The following is an 18,226-nucleotide window of genomic DNA, read 5'->3' on the forward strand; positions in this document are numbered from 1 at the left end:
GCGTAAATTATAGAGCGTGTTGCGATAGGCGTGCGACGTAATGCTTCCAGAACCTAGTTTCTAATAATCTTATAAGTAGTAGTCTTATTAAAGGTGCTCACATTTAGAATATAAATACCCTTTGCCAGCAGACTGACGTTTACCACTACCTGGTTATCTATCACTTCATACAATTTTGAAGATACTCTTGTTCCACGTAGTGCGAATAGTGATACAACTAGTTCTGTTTCTACACCACCTTCTAAATTAATGGTAAGTTGATCCCCTTCTACAGGGTTAGGGTAAATCGCTACTTCAGGATTCACTGCAAAACTTTCTTCATAAAGTTCATCACAATCTCTACCAGAGCTTACTTGTAGGTTGTTAACAGGATCCGTTAGCGATAAGGTAACTTCATTTGCGGAGACCATTTGGGTTTCATCATTAAGTGTTACTTCGTAAGTTTCGCTTCCAGTCAAGGTTAGGGTTACTTCTAGTCGGGAATAGTCTACCGCCGTTTGTACAGAGAATGCCTCTGAAGGTTCTACGGTAACATCAAAGCAACCCACGTAATCAGCTTCACCATCCACAGTAATGCAAACGGAATACATTCCGGCATCTAGATCTTCGAAAAGTACAGATTCTTCGAAATCCTTTGAAATTCCAAAAGCACTTCCTGACAAAGTAGCCTGATATCTGTAATCTTCAACTGCTGTAATTTCAATTCCACCTTTATTCGCCTCACAGGATGGAACATTGATAAACGAATAGTTAGATTCAGGTAAGGTAAATCCGTCGTCAGACGTATCACAAACATCGCCGATACCATCATCGTCTGAATCGGCTTGATCTGTATTTGCTTCTAATGGACAGTTATCTACAATATCCAATATGGTATCATTATCATCATCAGGATCACAAACATCTCCAATTCCGTCATCGTCTGAATCTAATTGATCTGCGTTTGAAGTATTCGGGCAATTGTCGTCGTCATTCAAAACGCCATCACCGTCTAGGTCTTCAGGAGTGCTATCACAAACATCACCAATACCATCATTGTCAGCATCCTCTTGATCGGGATTTGCAATTAAAGGACAATTATCGTCAACATCCAAAACTCCGTCTTCGTCATCATCTCTATCGCAAACATCACCGATACCGTCATTATCAGTATCTAATTGATCAGGATTATAAGTCAGTGGACAATTATCTACGGCATCAAGAATCAGGTCATTGTCATCATCGTTATCACAAACATCTCCTATTTCATCGCCATCAGTATCCTCCTGATCGGCGTTAGCCGTATCGGGACAATTGTCACTTGCATTTACAACACCATCACCATCATTATCGTTGGGGTCTTCGCATACATCTCCAATTCCATCACCATCCGCATCTGCCTGATCGGCGTTTGGGGTTAGGGGACAGTTGTCGTCTACATCTAAAACCCCATCGTTGTCATCATCATCATCACAAACATCGCCCATGCTGTCACCATCAGTGTTCAATTGATCGGCATTACTTGTCAATTGGCAATTGTCATCAACATCTAAAATTCCATCGTCGTCGTCGTCGTCATCGTCTACAGGAGTTCCTTCAACAACAAAATCATCAATGACTACCCCTTCTTCGTTTACAAAGCCATCCGTATGAAATACAAACCGGAACATGATGTTGTCCGCATTGGTCAAATCGGTTTCAGTTGCCGAGTTGGCTGTAAAGTCATAGGCATACTCAGCCATGGTGGCATTTGTGCCGGTCCATTGTTCGCCTGGACAGTTTTCACAGATGTTCGTGCCTGGGACCATGTCACTGTTATACCAATTGGGCTGGCTTGTTCTAGAACCCAGTAAATTCCAACTATCACCAGTATCTAGGGAATATTCTACATAAAGTACGTCGTAATTGATTTCTATATCATAAGCCATTTGAAACTTTAAAACCGGAGTTTGAATGCTTGAAAAATCATAGCAATTAGTGACTAAGAAGCTTTTCTTATCATCAGGATAGTTTCCGGTTAAAATGGTTCCATAGGCATTGTTTCCTGTGGCAGCTGCGTTTAGAACTGCACCGTTTGGAACTCCTCTTTCCCAAACAGAGCCATCTCCTGCTTCGTCATAGGCAATCAAGGCATCATCCGAGGTTTCAAATGAATTTACTTGAGCAGCGACTCCAGATGTATTTGCAAAGAAATTTCGAACTATCGTATTATTTGTTGGTAAATCATCATTGGTAATTTGAGCAATAATTTCAATGCTTGAATTTCCTACAGATGTCAATGTTATGTTAGAGATATCTACGGTAACCGTTTCTTGCGGAGCTAATGTATTTGTAAAGGATTGTGTTTCTTGATTTCCATTGTTCAAAGTATATAGAATATCGAATCCTGAAATGGTATTTAGTCCATCATTTCTTACTACTACGGATGGAGCAATGCTACCACATTCCAAGCTTCCTTCTTCAAGGGAAATTGAGACCAATTCAATATCATTTTCGGGTGTTTGCACCGTATACTGTCCCGAAATCGAATACTGCCCAAGGGATGCATAATCAGAATATCCTGTGTCAACAGAACCTGCTCCTATACCCTGAACTTCTAGAAAATAAAGTCCTGCAGTAAGATTTTCTGAAATCGTGGCTTCTAATCCCGATGGATTACTAATCGCAACTTCAATTCCATTTGCATCTAATAGACGCGCTTGAATATCCAAATTCGGATGAACATCATGTGGACTGAAATTAAAAGTTGCGGAACCTGCTTGTGCTAAAAAGGAAAACATATCAATATCATCTCTTTTATGAATGATACCAGTATTTTCTGAGGCATCTACGTTTCCGCCATTATCAGCTTCAATAGCGGTTGCCGTATTCAAGTCGCTGCCATGATCATCAGCGATATATTCAAAATTGTTTGCTCCTCCGCCGATTACTTGAAGATCATTTTCCATGTTTGTTGCATTGGTATATTCACCAAGACTCCATTGTGCAATACTTTTATTTAAACTGAAGCCCATAATAGGTGCCCAGTTGCCATGACCTTCATAATATTCTGTTGAACCTCTTCCATCATGATCAAGCCCCATAGTGTGACCAATTTCATGAGAACCGGTATCTCCGGCTTGCTTTCCGTTAAAGATATTGTATACCCAGGCTGGGTCATCGGTATTCCAAGAAAAAGAATTTAGGAATGCCACGCCGCCCGAATCAGGCTGAGCATCATCTGTAGGTGTGAAAATACACATCATCCGATGATCTTTAGGTGTTGCTTCAAAAACCGAACGATCGGTAACCACGTTTATATTAAACGGACTAAAATCTTCTGCCATAATTTCCCAAGCAATGGTGATTTGAGCATCTGACATACCAGAGGGTTGGGCATTGATTGTTCCCCCACTAACCCAGTTGGTTCCCGTTACCGTTTCTCCGTCGAAATCCAAATAGATTACGGCAGGAGCCCCTGGTCTACTTTGTAAAGTTGTAGGTGGGCGTTTGCTTGTTTTACCCGACGATTTCTGCTGTGAATCTGAACTTCCTTTCGCTTTTTCATAGGCAATACAAAGTATCGCATTGATATCGGTTTCTTCTACAAGAACTTTGTTTGCTTTGTTTGTAAATAAGCGATAGGCCTTGTTTTCAGCTTTTTCTATTATATGACCATCAAGTTTTCCGTTGGAGTAAGTGAAACTAAAAGAGGCATCACCTTTCTGATTTACAGAACCTATAAAAGAGGTTGTTTTATGCTCTTGATTTTTAACATTCAAATTTAGCTCAAGTGTTTTTGAACTGGATAATCGAATGGTCATTGGAGCTAGTCCTTTTCCCGTTTTACTCGCTTTGGAAAAGCCATCAATAAAAGTGGTCGGACTATCAGAAACTAAAACTGAATTTTGGCTTTGCTCTTGTGCATTTAAGCAGGTGAGGCTAAAAAAAGAAAGAGCACAGAAAAGTACTCGAATATAAAAATACTTCATAGCATTGGTAGGTTATCCAGAATAAACGCTAAAGAGACCTGTTTTATTGGAGACTTTTCATTTTTTAGACAAACGGATGAAATGCAAAAAGGGCTTGGATACTTCCAAGCCCTTTTTTGATTGTTAAGTAGGTGTATTCGTGGTGAACCTTCGTTTGGCTTTTGGGAAACCAAAGTTGGTTCAATATATTTTCTAGTTAATTGTTTCTAGGGTAGAAACATTTTCTATGGTGTTTTCAGCTAATTCAGTGTTTTGAACGTCACTTGTATTATCTATGTTATAGTAAGAAACAATAGCGATTACTAAACTTGCGAAATACAGGAAACTTTTTGCTTTATAGTTCATAACGATTTGGGTTTTGATTCTGGAGCTAAACTACTTCGGATAAGCGTACAAAAAAGCCCATTGTTGCGAAATGGGCTTTTTGTGATGTCAAAATGCAGGATGTTGTTGAATAGTGTTTTTCTTCATCGGATTTTCTAATCAGTTCGTCGAGAGGTCAATAAAAATCGAGTTTATCGAGTGCTGTGATTACAACCAAAATCGTCATGAAATATAAATGGGACTGTTAAATTTGGTAATTTTCGGCCTATTGGTGTAACATTTTACTTTTTGCCGCGTCTTTTAAGTAGAAATTCATTTTTCAATTAGCGAATTAGTCAATGATAAAGCTGTTTACCTTGGTAAATGGCTTTATTTTTTTGGAAATATTTAAGAAAAAACCCGACAAACGGTTGATATATAGTAGATTGAAAAGTTTTCAGGATCTAAAAACCTATTTTTTTTCTCGTAAAAATTCATAGCGCGTACTGCTAAGACTTTAACACTTCAAATGTTAGAATATGGAGTTGCTAGTTTTCTTACTCATTTTTTAAGAATACTTCAATTCGCCGTTTTTTAGGACCATCGACGAATGGTAACCCTTACAATAATACCAGTTCATAGCGTTATACTATCTCATAAATTAACCTACGAACGTTATGAACAAAAAGAGTTTTATTTTAAGTATGGCAGCGGGTATAGCCTTGATAAATGGAGCTTTCGCTAGCACCCCAAGTAAAGAAGTTGAGGCTTTTGATATTAATACTGTAGAATACATTGAGGATGATGAGCAGATTGATTTGGGATTCGATGTTGCCGATTATCTTCCTGAGGGATTCAATCCATATAAAATGTATGTTGATTTGAATGCTGTGGAATATATAGAAGAAGAACCGGTAATCGAAGATTTTTCGCAATACCTACCAAAAGGTTTTGATGCCTATGCTTATCCAACCGATGTACAAAGTATCAACTATATTGACGAAAACGACTCATTTTCAATAGATTTCGACACGAAGAAACATCTACCGGAGGGTTTTAATGCGTATATAAAATAAAGAGTCCTCCATATTTGAGTTAGCACCTATAAAAAGACCTTCGCTTAGCGAGGGTTTTTTGTTTTAAAACAACAATGGAATCACAAACTGAAAAAGTAAAACCAAAAGAGCCACGGCAATCAAATTTAAAATCACACCAACACGCGCCATTTCATGTACTTTGATATATCCACTGGCAAAAACGATGGCATTTGGTGGAGTTGCCATCGGTAGCATAAATGCACAGCTACTGGCCATCGTCACAGGGATTAATAAATATAGTATTGGAATTTCTAAACCTATTGCAATACCTGCAACTACAGGTGCCAATACCGCTACAAGGGCTACGTTGCTCATGAGTTCGGTCATAAACAACATCAAAAAGATAAGTAGTACGGCTGTAAACAGGATGCTGATATCACTTTCGGCAATCGCACCAGAAACCATATCGACGATACCGCTAACGGCCATTCCTTTGGCCAATGCAAGTCCACCACCAAAGAGTATTAGAATACCCCAGGCGAGTTTTGAAGTGTCTTTCCAGTTGATTATGAAATCTCCTTTTTTTAGATTGTAAGGAATGGCAAACATGGAAATGGCTCCAAACATGCTAATAATGGTATCGTTCAATTTTAATTCTGGAAATATTCCATTAATCACTGTTCTGAAAATCCAGAGAAATACGGTAACTCCGAAAATCGCTAGAACCATTTTTTCTTTCCCACTCATTGGGCCTAATTTTTTTAATTCATCATTGATAACTTCCTTTGAGGCGGCAAATTTCAATTGCTTGTTTGGAAACATGACTTTGACCATCACCAAATAAATGATAACAATCATTATTATGGAAAAAGGCAACCCGATGACCATCCATTTGAGAAAGGAAATTTCAATATTGTATTCATTTTCGAGGAGGCCTATCATCACTGAATTTGGTGGTGTGCCTATCACCGTAGCAATGCCTCCTGCATTTGCTGAAAAAGCTATTCCAAGCATAACAGATAGAGCAAAATTTTGATCGCTCTTGGTAAAACCATCCTCATCATTTATTAGTAGACTGATAACAGACATGGCAATAGGTAGCATAACCACTGTAGTAGCAGTATTACTAATCCACATACTTAAAGAAGCGGTGGCAATCATAAAACCTAGCACCACTTTGTTGGGTGTTGTGCCGGTAATTCTAATAATGTTCAGTGCAATGCGTTTGTGCAAATTCACTTTTTCGAGTGCCAGTGCAAGAACAAACCCTCCGAAGAAAAGAAATATGATGGGGCTTCCATAGTTAGCACCAACATCGCTTACGGGCATGATTTTAAGTAAGGGAAAAAGCAGCAAAGGCAACAGCGCCGTAACTGATATGGATGTTGCTTCGGTAATCCACCAAACGACCATCCAAACAGCAACCGCGATTACCATATCACCCTGTTCGGAAACAAGCTCAATGGGTAAATTCAATATGATAAGGAATAATATCGGTCCGAGAAATAATCCTAGTTTGCTACTGATATGCATAGGGTTCGATTGGTGGCTCTAAGCTATGTTTTTTCTTTTGGTTTTGAAAACTTAGTTATTCTTTGGACGGATTTTCTTTTCTGAAATTGACATTATGATGCTTTTGGGTTTTCCTGATTGAACACGTAATTCATCATTCAAATTTTCTGAAATACCTACTGCTTCATAAATCATCTTTTTAATTTCTTCTTTGGGAAATGTATCCATGCTTTCAACTTTGAAATGACGAATCAATTTGCCCTTGCCCTCTAGTTTTAAATCTCTTTTTGACAATTCAGCTCCACGGTTAAATCCAAAATTGACATGTTTGGCATAAACGGAAATATGACAAAAAGCATCTTTCAATTTTTCAGATTTTGAATAGGCAATAGCGACTGCATTGTAATTATCCCAAATTAATTCATTGGTAGTCGAAACTGTATTTAAAATAAACCTACGAAGTTCAAAAACTAAACCCTGAATCGATTTTTCATAAGGAGACAGGAACTTTGTTAATTGAGGATTAGCTTTCATAGGGTAAGATTTAGTAAACAATTGAATCTGAAGGGATTTGCGGTAACTCATAATTACCATAATCAACAGTAATCTGTCCGTCTTTTAAGGTTTGCATTCCCTTATCGTTGATTTTAGTTTGAAAGAGATACACCCTCTTCAAACGTTTAAAATCTTCAAACTTTTGCAAATGAATCTCCTCAAAGTCAGTGCTTGTAAGGTTTACGGATTTCAAATATTCAAGAGAACCTAAGACTTCTATGTTTTCTCCAGTTACGGTAGTATTGTCCAATTTGAGAATCGTCAAATTTGGAAGTGTCGCTAGCTTTTCGAAAATAGCATTTGTTACCTGTGTTCCACCCAAATCTAAAACAGCTATTTGCCGAGACAAGGGTTTTAGTGATTCGAAATCGGCATCGGAAAATTGAGGCTTATTGATACATGAAACTTTGAGAAAGTCAGAGGTCTTGTCAATGGGGTCAACATGAATTCCTTTTGCTTCAATGATTTTTATGCTGTCTTGGGACGCAGCAATTACAGCTATCTCGGGATAATTATTGTCCTTCTTTTTTGGAAAAAAGGATAGAAATAGTTCTTTCTTCAATCCAGATTGCTGAATGGTTTGGTCAAAGGGATGCCCAACATCAATCCACGCACCTATTAACTTTATTTCTTCTTTGCTTGGTTGAGTTTTGTCTTTTGGAGGCATATGTTCTTCATCTGTTTTTGGAAGAGTGATACGGCGAAAAAGTTCACTTTCGATAGCATTGTTTATACTTAACACTTCTCCATTTTCGCCTCCATCTAAAATCACTTTTTCATTATGAAGCATCAATTCGCCTTTACTTTTCTTAGGACTATGACAGCTAACACATTTGTTATTCAAAATTGGTTTAATGACGTCCTCATAAATTAATGCATCTTCCCAAGTTTCCTCTGTAAGAGCAATTTCCTTTTCTTCAAAAGTTTCAAAACCCAATGCAGATTTGATATTGTTAGGAAGCGGTTCTACGAAATAATCCTCGCCATGGGTGATGGTTCCTCCTAAATGTCCTGTAGCAGATACCAATACGAACATCAATAAGGTCATAACCACTATTGGTATGGTTTTTACCCATGCAAATGTCTCGGTATTTCCGAATTTGAAGTACATTAGAAAAGAAAAAAGAGCTGTTGTTATTCCCAACCACAAATGCCACTTAACCGTTTCAAAGGTATAGCCCTCCCCAATGTATTGGGCGTAACCAGTAATACAGGTTAAGACTGCAGAATAACCAGCCCAAAGAAAGATTAAGGGAATGGCATGATCGAACTCGTTTCTTTTTCTGTCGTACCAACGCAGGAGTAACCCCAAAATGATAAACCCTATGGGAAGGTGGACGATGATAGGGTGTAAGCGACCTAAAAGCTGTTTTAGAACATCCATTGCATACTAAAGATAAATACTATTCATTGAACGTTCATTCTTTTTTTGATGGCCTGCATAATAAAAACATTGGCTTTCCATTGATCGGCAACAGGAACTCTTGTATACGGCAAAGTTGGCATATAATCGGGCGGACCGAACTCTGAGGTAATCGTAAAGGGTTTGTAGTTTTCTGCCCATTTTTGCAGAATTACCTTTTCCCAGATATCCAAATGACGATTCAGGGCTCTTTCCCATTCGGGTGCTTCTGGATCGTTTACCTGAGGTCCTTCCGCATGACCGACTCGTGCATGAATATGATGCGAACGACTGATGACTTCCTTTAAGTTCTCATCTTGATTTTCCAATAGAGATTCGTGTACGACCATCCAATGGCTAATATCCAAGGTCAGTTTTAAATCGGGAATTGCCGTCATATATTTTTCCGTATCTGGTAGGTTGTAACTGAATCGACCGCGATGGGTTTCATGATAAATGGATGTGCCACTTTCCTCTGCTATTTTGTTTGCCACATCGATAAAAGCTTTGTTTTGTTCCATGGAAAAAAAATCATTTCCGGTATGGCAATTGATATAAGCAGGATTCCAAGAGAGTAAGGTTTTAAAATGGTCGGTGTATTGTTTCAGACTTTCTTTAAAGGGAAGGGATTTATTCGTTCCATTTAAAAAACCAACTTTGAGCTTATGCTTTTCCAAAGCGGCCTTTAATTGCTTTTGACTCTCTTCGTTAGGAGGAAACCAGATTTCGATTCCGTCATAACCTGAAGCTTTAGTGCGTTCGCAAAATGTGTCCCAAGAAACTGTTCTACCCCAATCGGTGTTGAAGAATTCTAGTTTTCCTTTTTGTTGGGAGAATCCTAAAAGGGTAGTGAAGGTAAATATTAGAAGTAAAAGTTTTTTCATTGGTTATTTTTTGGTTTTGTTTTTAGAGCTCCTCGCCCTGGACTGGGAGGGGTGGATTCGCCTTGGAGAAGACGGGGTGGGTTGAAAGCCCAAGCTATTGCGTTTTGTTGGAACTTCAATTTTTTACCCATGGTTTGCGTTCTACCCCTTCCGTCGTCCTATCCGCCCGCTGGCGGATGGATGCCACCTTCCCCTGCATGGGGAAGGAGCTATTTCACATTCCATTTTCTTTACGCCAAAATCTCCTTAATAACTTCCCCCTCCACATCGGTCAATCGAAACGGTCTTCCTTGAAATTGGTAGGTGAATTGCTCATGATTAAAACCTAGAAGGTGCAAAATCGTTGCATGAACATCATGCACTGATACACGTCCTTCAATTCCGGAGAAGCCGATATCATCGGTTTTTCCGTGGGAGGCTCCTTTTTTGATACCTCCGCCGGCCATCCACATGGTGAAAGCATCTCCGTGGTGGTCGCGTCCTTTGTAGGCCATTTTTTTGTTACCTCTATTTTCCTGCATTGGCGTTCTACCGAATTCCCCACCCCAAACGATAAGGGTTTCATCCAATAACCCGCGTTGTTTTAAATCCATAATCAAAGCGGTGATTGGGCGGTCAATTTCACGGCATTTATTTCGTAACCCTAAATCAATTGAGCCTTCACGAATGTTTCCATGTGTATCCCAACCCCAATCAAAAAGCTGCACAAAACGGACACCGTCCTCAACCAATTTTCTTGCTAAAAGGCAGTTGTTTGCAAAGGATTCCTCGCCAGGTTTGACCCCATACATTTGCTTGATATTCTCGGGCTCATCATTGATATTCATTACTTCCGGAACAGCAATCTGCATGCGATATGCCATTTCGTATTGATTGATACGTGCCAGAATCTCCGGATCAGCGTATTTCGCGTATTCCTCCTTGTTGATTTTATTGATGGCGTCAATAGTGCTCTTTTTCAAGTTTCGGGAAACACCATCTGGGTCTTCTAGATAAAGTACCGGGTCACCTTTTGAACGACATTGCACGCCTTGGTAGACGGATGGTAAGAATCCACTTCCCCAAACACTTTTTCCAGCATCTGGTGTATTTCCACCTGAAGTCAGCACTACAAAACCGGGAAGATTTTGGTTTTCAGAACCAAGTCCGTATGTGGCCCAGGCGCCAATACTTGGCCTTCCCAATCGAGCACTTCCGGTGTGCATGAATAGTTGTGCAGGACCATGATTAAATTGATCAGTATGTACCGCTTTTAAAAAGGCAACGTCATCAACTACTTTTTTGAAATGGGGCATAAAATTAGAAACCCAATTGCCGGATTCCCCTTCTTGTTTGAACTCTGCTTGAGGTCCAAGCAATTTCGGAGTCCCTTTTATAAAGGCAAATTTTTTGCCTTCCAGCAATGACTGAGGACAATCTTGTCCGTCTAATTTTAGTAGCTCGGGCTTATGGTCGAACATTTCCAACTGAGAAGGAGCACCCGCCATATGTAGATAAATTACCGATTTTACCTTCGGACTAAACGGAGGCGCCAAAGTCGCCAGTGGATTCAAATCCCGTTCCGAAAAAGTCATGGCAGCTTTTTTCTTCGGACTTTCCAACGGATCACATCCCATAAAAATGGAACTTAAGGCTAGCCCACCCATACCTTGGGCACAGTTTTTAATAAAGTGCCTTCGAGTTTTAGACTGCGCTTCCCGTTGCAAATATTCCTGTATAAGTCCTTCCAGATTATCCATATTATGCCTTGGTTAAAAACTCGTCCAGATTCATAATCGCATTGGCCACAATAGTTAATGCTGCCAATTCTGCACTTGGTTTCTTCTGTAAATGAAAGAAGGGTTCTGCAGCTGCTTTATCATTCTCAAATTCTAATAATGAGTTTTCATACAGTTCTTTCAGTGCTTCTAATTTTGCAGGCGTTATTTTGCTGTATGTTGCTTTTTCAAACCCTAAAGTGATGTTTTCTTCGGGATTTACCGAGACTTGCATTGCTTTTGCCAACTCATGGGAAGCTTCTAAATATACAGGGTCATTCAATGTAACCAAGGCCTGTAAAGGGGTATTGGTAACGGTTCTGCGTATCGAACAAACTTCTCTACTACCTCCATCAAAACTCATAAAAGATGGATACGGACTAGTACGTTTCATATAGGTGTAAACAGCTCTACGATAACGGTCTTCACCTTTACTTTCAATCCATTTTGCATCACTATACACGGTTTCCCAAATTCCTTCAGGTTGAGGCGGCATTACCCCAGGGCCGTACATTTTTGAACTTAATAGCCCCGAAACGGCTAAGGCTTGATCTCGAATTTGTTCAGCGCTCAAACGGATTCTTGGGCCTCGCGCATACAATTCATTATTCGGGTCTTTTTGATAGAGCTCAGGACTGTTTTCAGAATTTTGTCGATAGGTACCCGACATCACGATTTCCTTAACTAGCGATCTTATACTCCAGTTATGTTCATTCATGAATCGCAACGCCAACCAGTCCAAAAGGGCAGGGTGGGAGGGCGGTTCTGATTGTGAACCGATATCTTCAATCGTGGAAACCAATCCGCGCCCAAAGATTTGATGCCAGACGCGATTCACCAAAGTCCGTGCGGTCAATGGATTTTGTTTGCTCACTATCCATTGCGAAAGTCCTAATCGGTTTTTTGGCCAATCTGCATTCCATTCGTTGAGGGTTTTAGGCGTATTTGGTTCGACAGTATCGGTTTTGGTCAACCAACTTCCACGTTCAAAAACCTGAGTGGTTCGTTTCATATGCTCTGGGTTTTCAATCATGATAGGCACGGTAGGGGTATCGGTATTAAGTACTTCTACCAAGGTATTATTTATGGATGCATATCCACTTTTTCCCTTCCCAGGAATATCATCCAGAAGCGCAACCCAATAGAGATTCAGAATATTGACCTCTTTGGCAACTCCATTATTATTTGTTTCGATATAGAGGTCGAATTTCTCATCCACATTTTTGAACGGAATTTTGCGAATGATGCTTCCCTGTGTTTTATTGATTTTTGTTTGCGCAAGAATTTCACCTTTGGAATTATTCTTCCGGAAAGTCAGAGTAGTTCCATTGATTCCAGAACGGTGTTTAAAATATAAGGCCGTAGTCCCGTTCGAAGAAACGTTTTCGTATTTGGCAGAGCCATCGTCCCAAAGAACGGTTGAAGCGTGGTCATCATATGAGCCGTTTTGAATATCTTTTAAGTGATGGGAGTTGTAAACGGGTTCGTTATACAAGAGGAAATCTTGATATTGTCGCACTGTTTTTTCACTTCCATTTTCAGCAACCCAAGCATTGATTTTATCTACTTTTTGCTGTATTTCCGGAGAATAGAACTTTAAGACAGGCGCTTCACTCGGCATATCTTCATCGCGTGTATTATCAAAGAAGGCCATTAAATTATAGTATTCCTTATGCTTAAAGGGGTCATACGGATGACTATGACATTGCACACATCCTATGGTCGTACTTTGCCAAACTTCAAAAGTGGTATTTACACGGTCGATGACAGATGCCACACGATACTCCTCATCATCAGTTCCACCTTCGTCATTGTTCATGGTATTTCTATGAAAGGCAGTAGCAATCAATTGATCTACCGAGGGTTCTGGAAGCAAATCGCCGGCTAATTGCTCAACTGTAAATTGATCATAGGGCATATCTTTGTTAAGTGATTTGATTATCCAATCACGATATTCATGTATACTCCGCCCCATATCTTTTTCATAGCCTTTGGTATCTGAATAACGCGCCATATCCAACCACCAACTTGCCCATTTTTCTCCATAGGTTTCTCTGGATAACAAACTATCTACCAAACTTTCATAAGATAAGTTGCCAGAAGAAAATGCGGTGAACAGTTCTTCGTTGGGGGGTAGACCTGTTACATCCAAGGCAACTCTACGAGCTATGGTATTTTTTTCCGCGGGAACATTTGGTTCTAATTGTTCACTTTCCAATCGCGCGGCAACAAAATTGTCAATGCCATTTTTAATAAAATCTGAGGATGAATTAGAAGCGAAGCCTGCTTCTTGGGCCAATACAGGAACATCAACCTTTTTAGGCAGCGAATAGGCCCAATGTTCTCCCCATTCTGCACCTTGGTCTATCCAACGGGTCAATAAATCGATTTCTTCCTCTGATAGTTTTGGTTTTTCATAGGGCATTCGAAGTTCAGGGTCGTCTTCATGAAGTCTTCGAATCAACTCACTACCTGAAGCATCTCCTGGAATAATGGCAGGTCTACCCGATTCGGTGTCTCCTAAAGCTTCGTCTTCAAAGAGTAGGCTAAAACCAGCATTCTTTTTAATGCCGCCATGGCAGGTAATGCACTTATTGTTAAGAATGGGCTTGATTTGCGTACTGAAATCTACCTTTTCGGAAGAAGTACAACTCCCTAAAAGCAACAAAATCCAGACAATGGTTGATATAAATATGTATTGATAGAACTTCCTCATGGTCAAGACAATCGACCATTAAAGATAGGAATCTTTTTAAGAGATTCCTTGCAACTTGGAATGACTATAAATATTTAGTTCATCTCAACAAAAAGTCCTTCATCCGTTTTGTTGACTTTGGTAAGTCCATGTTTTGAAAGTGATTTCATTGATTTATCCCATTTTTTACCGCTGAGTCCAGCCTGGGTTTTGAGTGCTGCCAACTCCATCGAACCTTCTGGTTTTAAAATGGAAAGAATTACTTTTTCCTCATCGGTCAACTCTACAGCTTTCTTTTCAGGGCGCATTTGAGGGAAGAATAAGACTTCTTGAATCGACGAATTGTTGGTCAATAGCATGACTAAACGATCAATGCCGATTCCGATTCCCGAAGTAGGCGGCATTCCATATTCCAAAGCACGAATAAAGTCTTGGTCAATGAACATGGCCTCGTCATCCCCTTTCTCCGAAAGACGTAATTGTTCTTCAAAACGCTCACGTTGGTCAATGGGGTCGTTCAACTCTGAATAGCAATTCGCTAATTCTTTTCCATTAACCATCAACTCAAAACGTTCGGTCAAAGCAGGGTTATCACGATGCTCTTTTGTCAACGGACTCATTTCCTTCGGGTAGTCGGTAATAAAAGTAGGTTGAATATAAAAGTGCTCACATTTCTCTCCGAAAATCTCATCGATTAGTTTGCCGACACCCATGGTTTCGTCAACTTCTAGTCCGAGTTTTTTGGCAGTTTTACGAAGCTCAACTTCATCCATTCCGGCAACATCTATTCCTGTATGTATCTTTATGGCTTCCAAAATAGGAACTCTTGCATAGGGCGCCTTGAATTCAATCTCGTTTTCTCCGACAGTAACTTTTGAAGTGCCATTCGCATCGATGGCTACTTTTTCTAGTAGTTGTTCGGTCGTATCCATCATCCAATTGTAATCTTTATAGGCGACATATAACTCCATTACGGTGAACTCTGGGTTATGGGTACGGTCCATTCCTTCGTTTCTGAAATCTTTTGAGAATTCATAGACACCGTCAAATCCGCCAACAATCAATCTCTTTAAATAAAGCTCATTTGCAATTCGCAGGTACAATGGAATGTTAAGTGCGTTGTGATGTGTCAGAAAAGGTCGTGCTGCCGCTCCCCCTGGTATAGGCTGAAGAATTGGAGTTTCTACTTCTAAATATCCACGTTCATTATAAAACTGACGGATACTATTTGTAATCTTCGTACGCTTAATAAAAGTTTCTTTCACATGCGGATTCACCACCAAATCAACATACCGTTGTCGGTATCTCAGCTCAGGGTCATTAAATTCATCGTAGACATTTCCATCGGCATCTTGCTTTGGTAGGGGAAGTGGACGAAGCGTTTTACATAAAATGGTAAAGTTCTTTACCATTATCGTTTTTTCGCCTACTTGCGTAGTGAAAAGCTCACCTTCGATTCCGATGATATCTCCGATATCCAATAGCTTTTTATAGACATCATTGTAAAGCGTTTTGTCTTCACCAGTGCAGATTTCATCTCTATTGAAATACACTTGAATTCGACCAGCACTGTCTTGCAATTCAGCAAAAGAAGCTTTCCCTTGAATTCGTCGTGACATTAATCTACCTGAAACCACGACCTTTTTTCCCTCTTTATAGTTCTGTTTGACACTTTCTGATGTAGCATCTACAGGGTATAAAGCCGCAGGATAAGGGTCAATACCCATCTCGCGTAATTTGGCCAATTTCTCTCTTCTAATGATTTCTTGTTCCGACAATTGCATTGCGCTCTTATTTAAGGCGCAAATATAGGGTTTCGGAAGGGTAAATTAAAAGGGAAATGGTTTGAAAAAAGGTTGGGTGCTCGAAGCACGGTGCAAGGTGATTCCCATTTAAGAACCATTTCGAAATAGAACTTCGCGCTTCGTGCATCGAGCCTCCAACCACATTTAATCAAAATGCAATGACTTCGGATAATTTGGAATATATTCTGAACCAGTAACTATGGTTTTAATGTCTTCCTCTAGAGATACGATCGGACTTTCAATAATTCGATTTGTTTCTTTACCATCCTTATAGAAAATAAAAGTCGGTACGCGTTTAATGCTTAGTCCCCATTCTTCTCCGGTGGGACTCTTTTTATAATGCTCTTTTCTTCGGTCAACTGCAACGATTTTTAGGTTTTCCATGGGGAAATCTGCCGCCTCTAAAGTTTTTATAAATCGAGGGACTTCCCTTTTACTATCGCCGCACCAAGTGCCCATGAATACTAAGACTTTATGTTTGGTCAGTTCGTTTTTGATGGATGAAAGGGTTTTGGTATCTACTTCGTAGGCTTTATGATTTGTATCATACCAACTTTGATAGGAATTAGAGGTGAGGCCGTTGAGGTCGATTTTACCGACCATATAGGGCTGATTGCCCTCGATTTTGATTTCTTGATTGATTTGTTGGGCTGATACTGAAGTTGAAAGGGTTGCTAGTAGCAGTACTAAAATAAACGGATTCATAATTTTCGGTTTTAAAATTCAGGACCGAAAGTTGTTCAAAATAAGAATCGAAATAGAGTTTTACGGGATGGAAATAGGGACTAGACCCCCGGTGGAAATTTAGTTTTACGAAAAGAGGGACTTGATTTCCTCGCGGGAAGAAACATTCAATTTCTTGTAGAGATTATTGATATGTGTTTTGACCGTACTTAAACTGATAAATAAATCTGAGGCAATTTCTTTGTTCGTTTTGTCTTTCAGGATTTCATTGACGATTTTTTGTTCCTGGGCAGTTAATTTCCCTAAAGTGCTGTTTTTGTGATTCTTTTGGAGGGATTTATGCCTGAAAAGCAAGAAGATATTAAGTAGTATGGAAAGCGCTAAAAGGCCTCCTAGAATCCATTTCCAATTGGAGTAGATAGATTTGTTTTGATTCGCTATTTGTTGGTCTGTGGCTATTTCGGTTTGATACAATTCCGTAAAAACTGTATTTGGGTATTTTTCTTCAAGCCTTTGGCTCAGATTTTCATAATAATCGTTTTTCGCCACATCCTTTAGATAATAGGAATAGGTTTCGTTTCGCTTATCCGATAGAAAATCAAAAATATAGAGTTCTACCAAAGGTTCATCGAGTTTCAGCCCAAATTCTTGCAAAGTTTGAAACCATTTTCTGGAATTTAATTTACGATTCGCTTCACTTCTAAAATCATAAAAATCAAAGGCCATCTCCTCTTTTAAAGCATCGATTTGGAGAAAGGCCTCCGACTTATCATTCGTTGAGCTAATCTCGCATAAAACCTCATCGGCAAAGGAAGTTGGAAAGCGTATGGTATCAGAATTATTTGCGATAAAGAGAATACTCCTGCTGTTTTCACACTTTCCTAAGAAATGATTCGAATCTAATGTCGTTTCGGAACATTCATCCACATGAATACGATAAATGCGATTGTCCATGGATAGATTATCACCCTGAAACCTGAAATATCCGAGAGAATCAACACTTGTTTTTTTAATAATTTGTTCAAGATACGGTCGCGAAAGCTTTCGATAGTCTTCAATAATGGATAGGTAAACCGTTTTTCCATCTACATTATCTGCAATTTGTCCTTCAAAACTATATTGCGAATAACTTATAAAGCCAAATAGGAAAATTAGAATGAAAACTAGCTTTTGAGTCATAAAATCTACACTTATAGTCCTCTAAAATAGGAGATTTTGTAACATTATGGATACATTTGCTACATATAAGTACATCATCAATCAAAATCCAAATCATATGAGTTTTTTAAGAGTATTGCTTGCCATCATTTTTCCACCCCTTTCAGTAATCGGTAAAGGATGTGGTTCATTTCTAATTGTTCTATTGCTTACTCTCTGTGGATGGGTTCCCGGAGTCATTGCCGCATTGGTTATTTTGAACAATCCAAATTAGATATCTTCATAGTTAAATAATATAATGGTTTTTTTAGGGTTTGACTTTCTCCTTTTCGGGGGAACTTTGGAGGAGGTCTTACCCTTTTTCATTTTACTCGATAACCCTGCCTGCCTGCAGGCAGGCAGGGTTTTAATTTTTCTGGAGCTTGTGTTGAAACAAACATGAATATCCTTTCAAAGCCCGGATCTTGCACCTTCGTAATTTATT

The 18,226-nt window shown here is 39.4% G+C and carries 13 protein-coding genes; 2 read left to right on the forward strand and 11 right to left on the reverse strand.

The window, feature by feature from the left end:
* Window positions 1-53: 53 nt before the first annotated feature.
* Window positions 54-3,950, reverse strand: coding sequence for a thrombospondin type 3 repeat-containing protein (locus FEE95_RS21195; RefSeq protein ID WP_138660046.1), 3,897 nt, complete (start codon window positions 3,948-3,950; stop codon window positions 54-56).
* Window positions 3,951-4,142: 192 nt separating this feature from the next.
* The gene (locus tag FEE95_RS22205) at window positions 4,143-4,295 is read right to left on the reverse strand and encodes a hypothetical protein (protein WP_171037111.1); all 153 of its coding nucleotides are present in this window, start codon (window positions 4,293-4,295) and stop codon (window positions 4,143-4,145) included.
* Window positions 4,296-4,930: 635 nt separating this feature from the next.
* Between FEE95_RS22205 and FEE95_RS21200 the strand changes: the two genes are divergently transcribed.
* Window positions 4,931-5,329, forward strand: a complete 399-nt coding sequence (locus FEE95_RS21200; protein ID WP_138660047.1) for a hypothetical protein — start codon at window positions 4,931-4,933, stop codon at window positions 5,327-5,329.
* 63 nt (window positions 5,330-5,392) lie between these two features.
* On the opposite strand, the gene FEE95_RS21205 is transcribed toward FEE95_RS21200, so the two are convergent.
* The 9 genes from FEE95_RS21205 to FEE95_RS22445 all read right to left on the reverse strand — a co-directional run bounded on the left by FEE95_RS21205 (window position 5,393) and on the right by FEE95_RS22445 (window position 17,763).
* Window positions 5,393-6,823 (reverse strand): SLC13 family permease, encoded by a 1,431-nt coding sequence (locus FEE95_RS21205; RefSeq protein WP_138660048.1) that lies wholly within the window; start codon window positions 6,821-6,823, stop codon window positions 5,393-5,395.
* A 51-nt stretch (window positions 6,824-6,874) separates the two neighbouring features.
* Entirely contained in the window at window positions 6,875-7,336 is a 462-nt protein-coding gene (locus FEE95_RS21210; protein ID WP_171037112.1) for a DUF1801 domain-containing protein, read from the reverse strand.
* Window positions 7,337-7,346: 10 nt separating this feature from the next.
* Window positions 7,347-8,741 (reverse strand): c-type cytochrome domain-containing protein, encoded by a 1,395-nt coding sequence (locus tag FEE95_RS21215; protein ID WP_138660050.1) that lies wholly within the window; start codon window positions 8,739-8,741, stop codon window positions 7,347-7,349.
* Between the two features lie 23 nt (window positions 8,742-8,764).
* On the reverse strand, window positions 8,765-9,643 hold the full coding sequence (locus tag FEE95_RS21220) for a sugar phosphate isomerase/epimerase family protein (RefSeq protein WP_138660051.1): 879 nt from the start codon (window positions 9,641-9,643) through the stop codon (window positions 8,765-8,767).
* A gap of 230 nt (window positions 9,644-9,873) precedes the next feature.
* A complete protein-coding gene (locus FEE95_RS21225) occupies window positions 9,874-11,382 on the reverse strand; it encodes a DUF1501 domain-containing protein (RefSeq protein ID WP_138660052.1) in 1,509 nt (502 codons plus the stop codon).
* Between the two features lies 1 nt (window position 11,383).
* Window positions 11,384-14,116: a PSD1 and planctomycete cytochrome C domain-containing protein gene (locus FEE95_RS21230; protein ID WP_138660053.1), complete on the reverse strand. Its 2,733-nt coding sequence runs from the start codon at window positions 14,114-14,116 to the stop codon at window positions 11,384-11,386.
* A gap of 74 nt (window positions 14,117-14,190) precedes the next feature.
* Window positions 14,191-15,879 (reverse strand): lysine--tRNA ligase, encoded by a 1,689-nt coding sequence (lysS, locus tag FEE95_RS21235; RefSeq protein ID WP_138660054.1) that lies wholly within the window; start codon window positions 15,877-15,879, stop codon window positions 14,191-14,193.
* 165 nt (window positions 15,880-16,044) lie between these two features.
* Window positions 16,045-16,605 carry a thioredoxin family protein gene (locus FEE95_RS21240; RefSeq protein ID WP_138660055.1) on the reverse strand — a complete coding sequence of 187 codons (561 nt, stop codon included), beginning with the start codon at window positions 16,603-16,605 and terminating at the stop codon, window positions 16,045-16,047.
* Window positions 16,606-16,710: 105 nt separating this feature from the next.
* Window positions 16,711-17,763, reverse strand: a complete 1,053-nt coding sequence (locus FEE95_RS22445; protein WP_138660056.1) for a response regulator transcription factor — start codon at window positions 17,761-17,763, stop codon at window positions 16,711-16,713.
* A 97-nt stretch (window positions 17,764-17,860) separates the two neighbouring features.
* On the opposite strand from FEE95_RS22445, the gene FEE95_RS21250 reads away from it, so the two are divergent.
* Window positions 17,861-18,016 (forward strand): YqaE/Pmp3 family membrane protein, encoded by a 156-nt coding sequence (locus FEE95_RS21250; RefSeq protein ID WP_138660057.1) that lies wholly within the window; start codon window positions 17,861-17,863, stop codon window positions 18,014-18,016.
* Window positions 18,017-18,226 lie beyond the last annotated feature (210 nt).

Source organism: Maribacter algarum (ex Zhang et al. 2020), from assembly GCF_005885635.1.
GTDB classification, from domain to species: domain Bacteria; phylum Bacteroidota; class Bacteroidia; order Flavobacteriales; family Flavobacteriaceae; genus Maribacter_C; species Maribacter_C algarum.

Bases quoted from the DNA above. Each gene is read 5' to 3' on its own strand.
- FEE95_RS21195 (WP_138660046.1), bottom strand. From the start codon at position 3,950: ATGAAGTATTTTTATATTCGAGTACTTTTCTGTGCTCTTTCTTTTTTT.
- FEE95_RS22205 (WP_171037111.1), bottom strand. From the start codon at position 4,295: ATGAACTATAAAGCAAAAAGTTTCCTGTATTTCGCAAGTTTAGTAATC.
- FEE95_RS21200 (WP_138660047.1), top strand. From the start codon at position 4,931: ATGAACAAAAAGAGTTTTATTTTAAGTATGGCAGCGGGTATAGCCTTG.
- FEE95_RS21205 (WP_138660048.1), bottom strand. From the start codon at position 6,823: ATGCATATCAGTAGCAAACTAGGATTATTTCTCGGACCGATATTATTC.
- FEE95_RS21210 (WP_171037112.1), bottom strand. From the start codon at position 7,336: ATGAAAGCTAATCCTCAATTAACAAAGTTCCTGTCTCCTTATGAAAAA.
- FEE95_RS21215 (WP_138660050.1), bottom strand. From the start codon at position 8,741: ATGGATGTTCTAAAACAGCTTTTAGGTCGCTTACACCCTATCATCGTC.
- FEE95_RS21220 (WP_138660051.1), bottom strand. From the start codon at position 9,643: ATGAAAAAACTTTTACTTCTAATATTTACCTTCACTACCCTTTTAGGA.
- FEE95_RS21225 (WP_138660052.1), bottom strand. From the start codon at position 11,382: ATGGATAATCTGGAAGGACTTATACAGGAATATTTGCAACGGGAAGCG.
- FEE95_RS21230 (WP_138660053.1), bottom strand. From the start codon at position 14,116: ATGAGGAAGTTCTATCAATACATATTTATATCAACCATTGTCTGGATT.
- lysS (WP_138660054.1), bottom strand. From the start codon at position 15,879: ATGCAATTGTCGGAACAAGAAATCATTAGAAGAGAGAAATTGGCCAAA.
- FEE95_RS21240 (WP_138660055.1), bottom strand. From the start codon at position 16,605: ATGAATCCGTTTATTTTAGTACTGCTACTAGCAACCCTTTCAACTTCA.
- FEE95_RS22445 (WP_138660056.1), bottom strand. From the start codon at position 17,763: ATGACTCAAAAGCTAGTTTTCATTCTAATTTTCCTATTTGGCTTTATA.
- FEE95_RS21250 (WP_138660057.1), top strand. From the start codon at position 17,861: ATGAGTTTTTTAAGAGTATTGCTTGCCATCATTTTTCCACCCCTTTCA.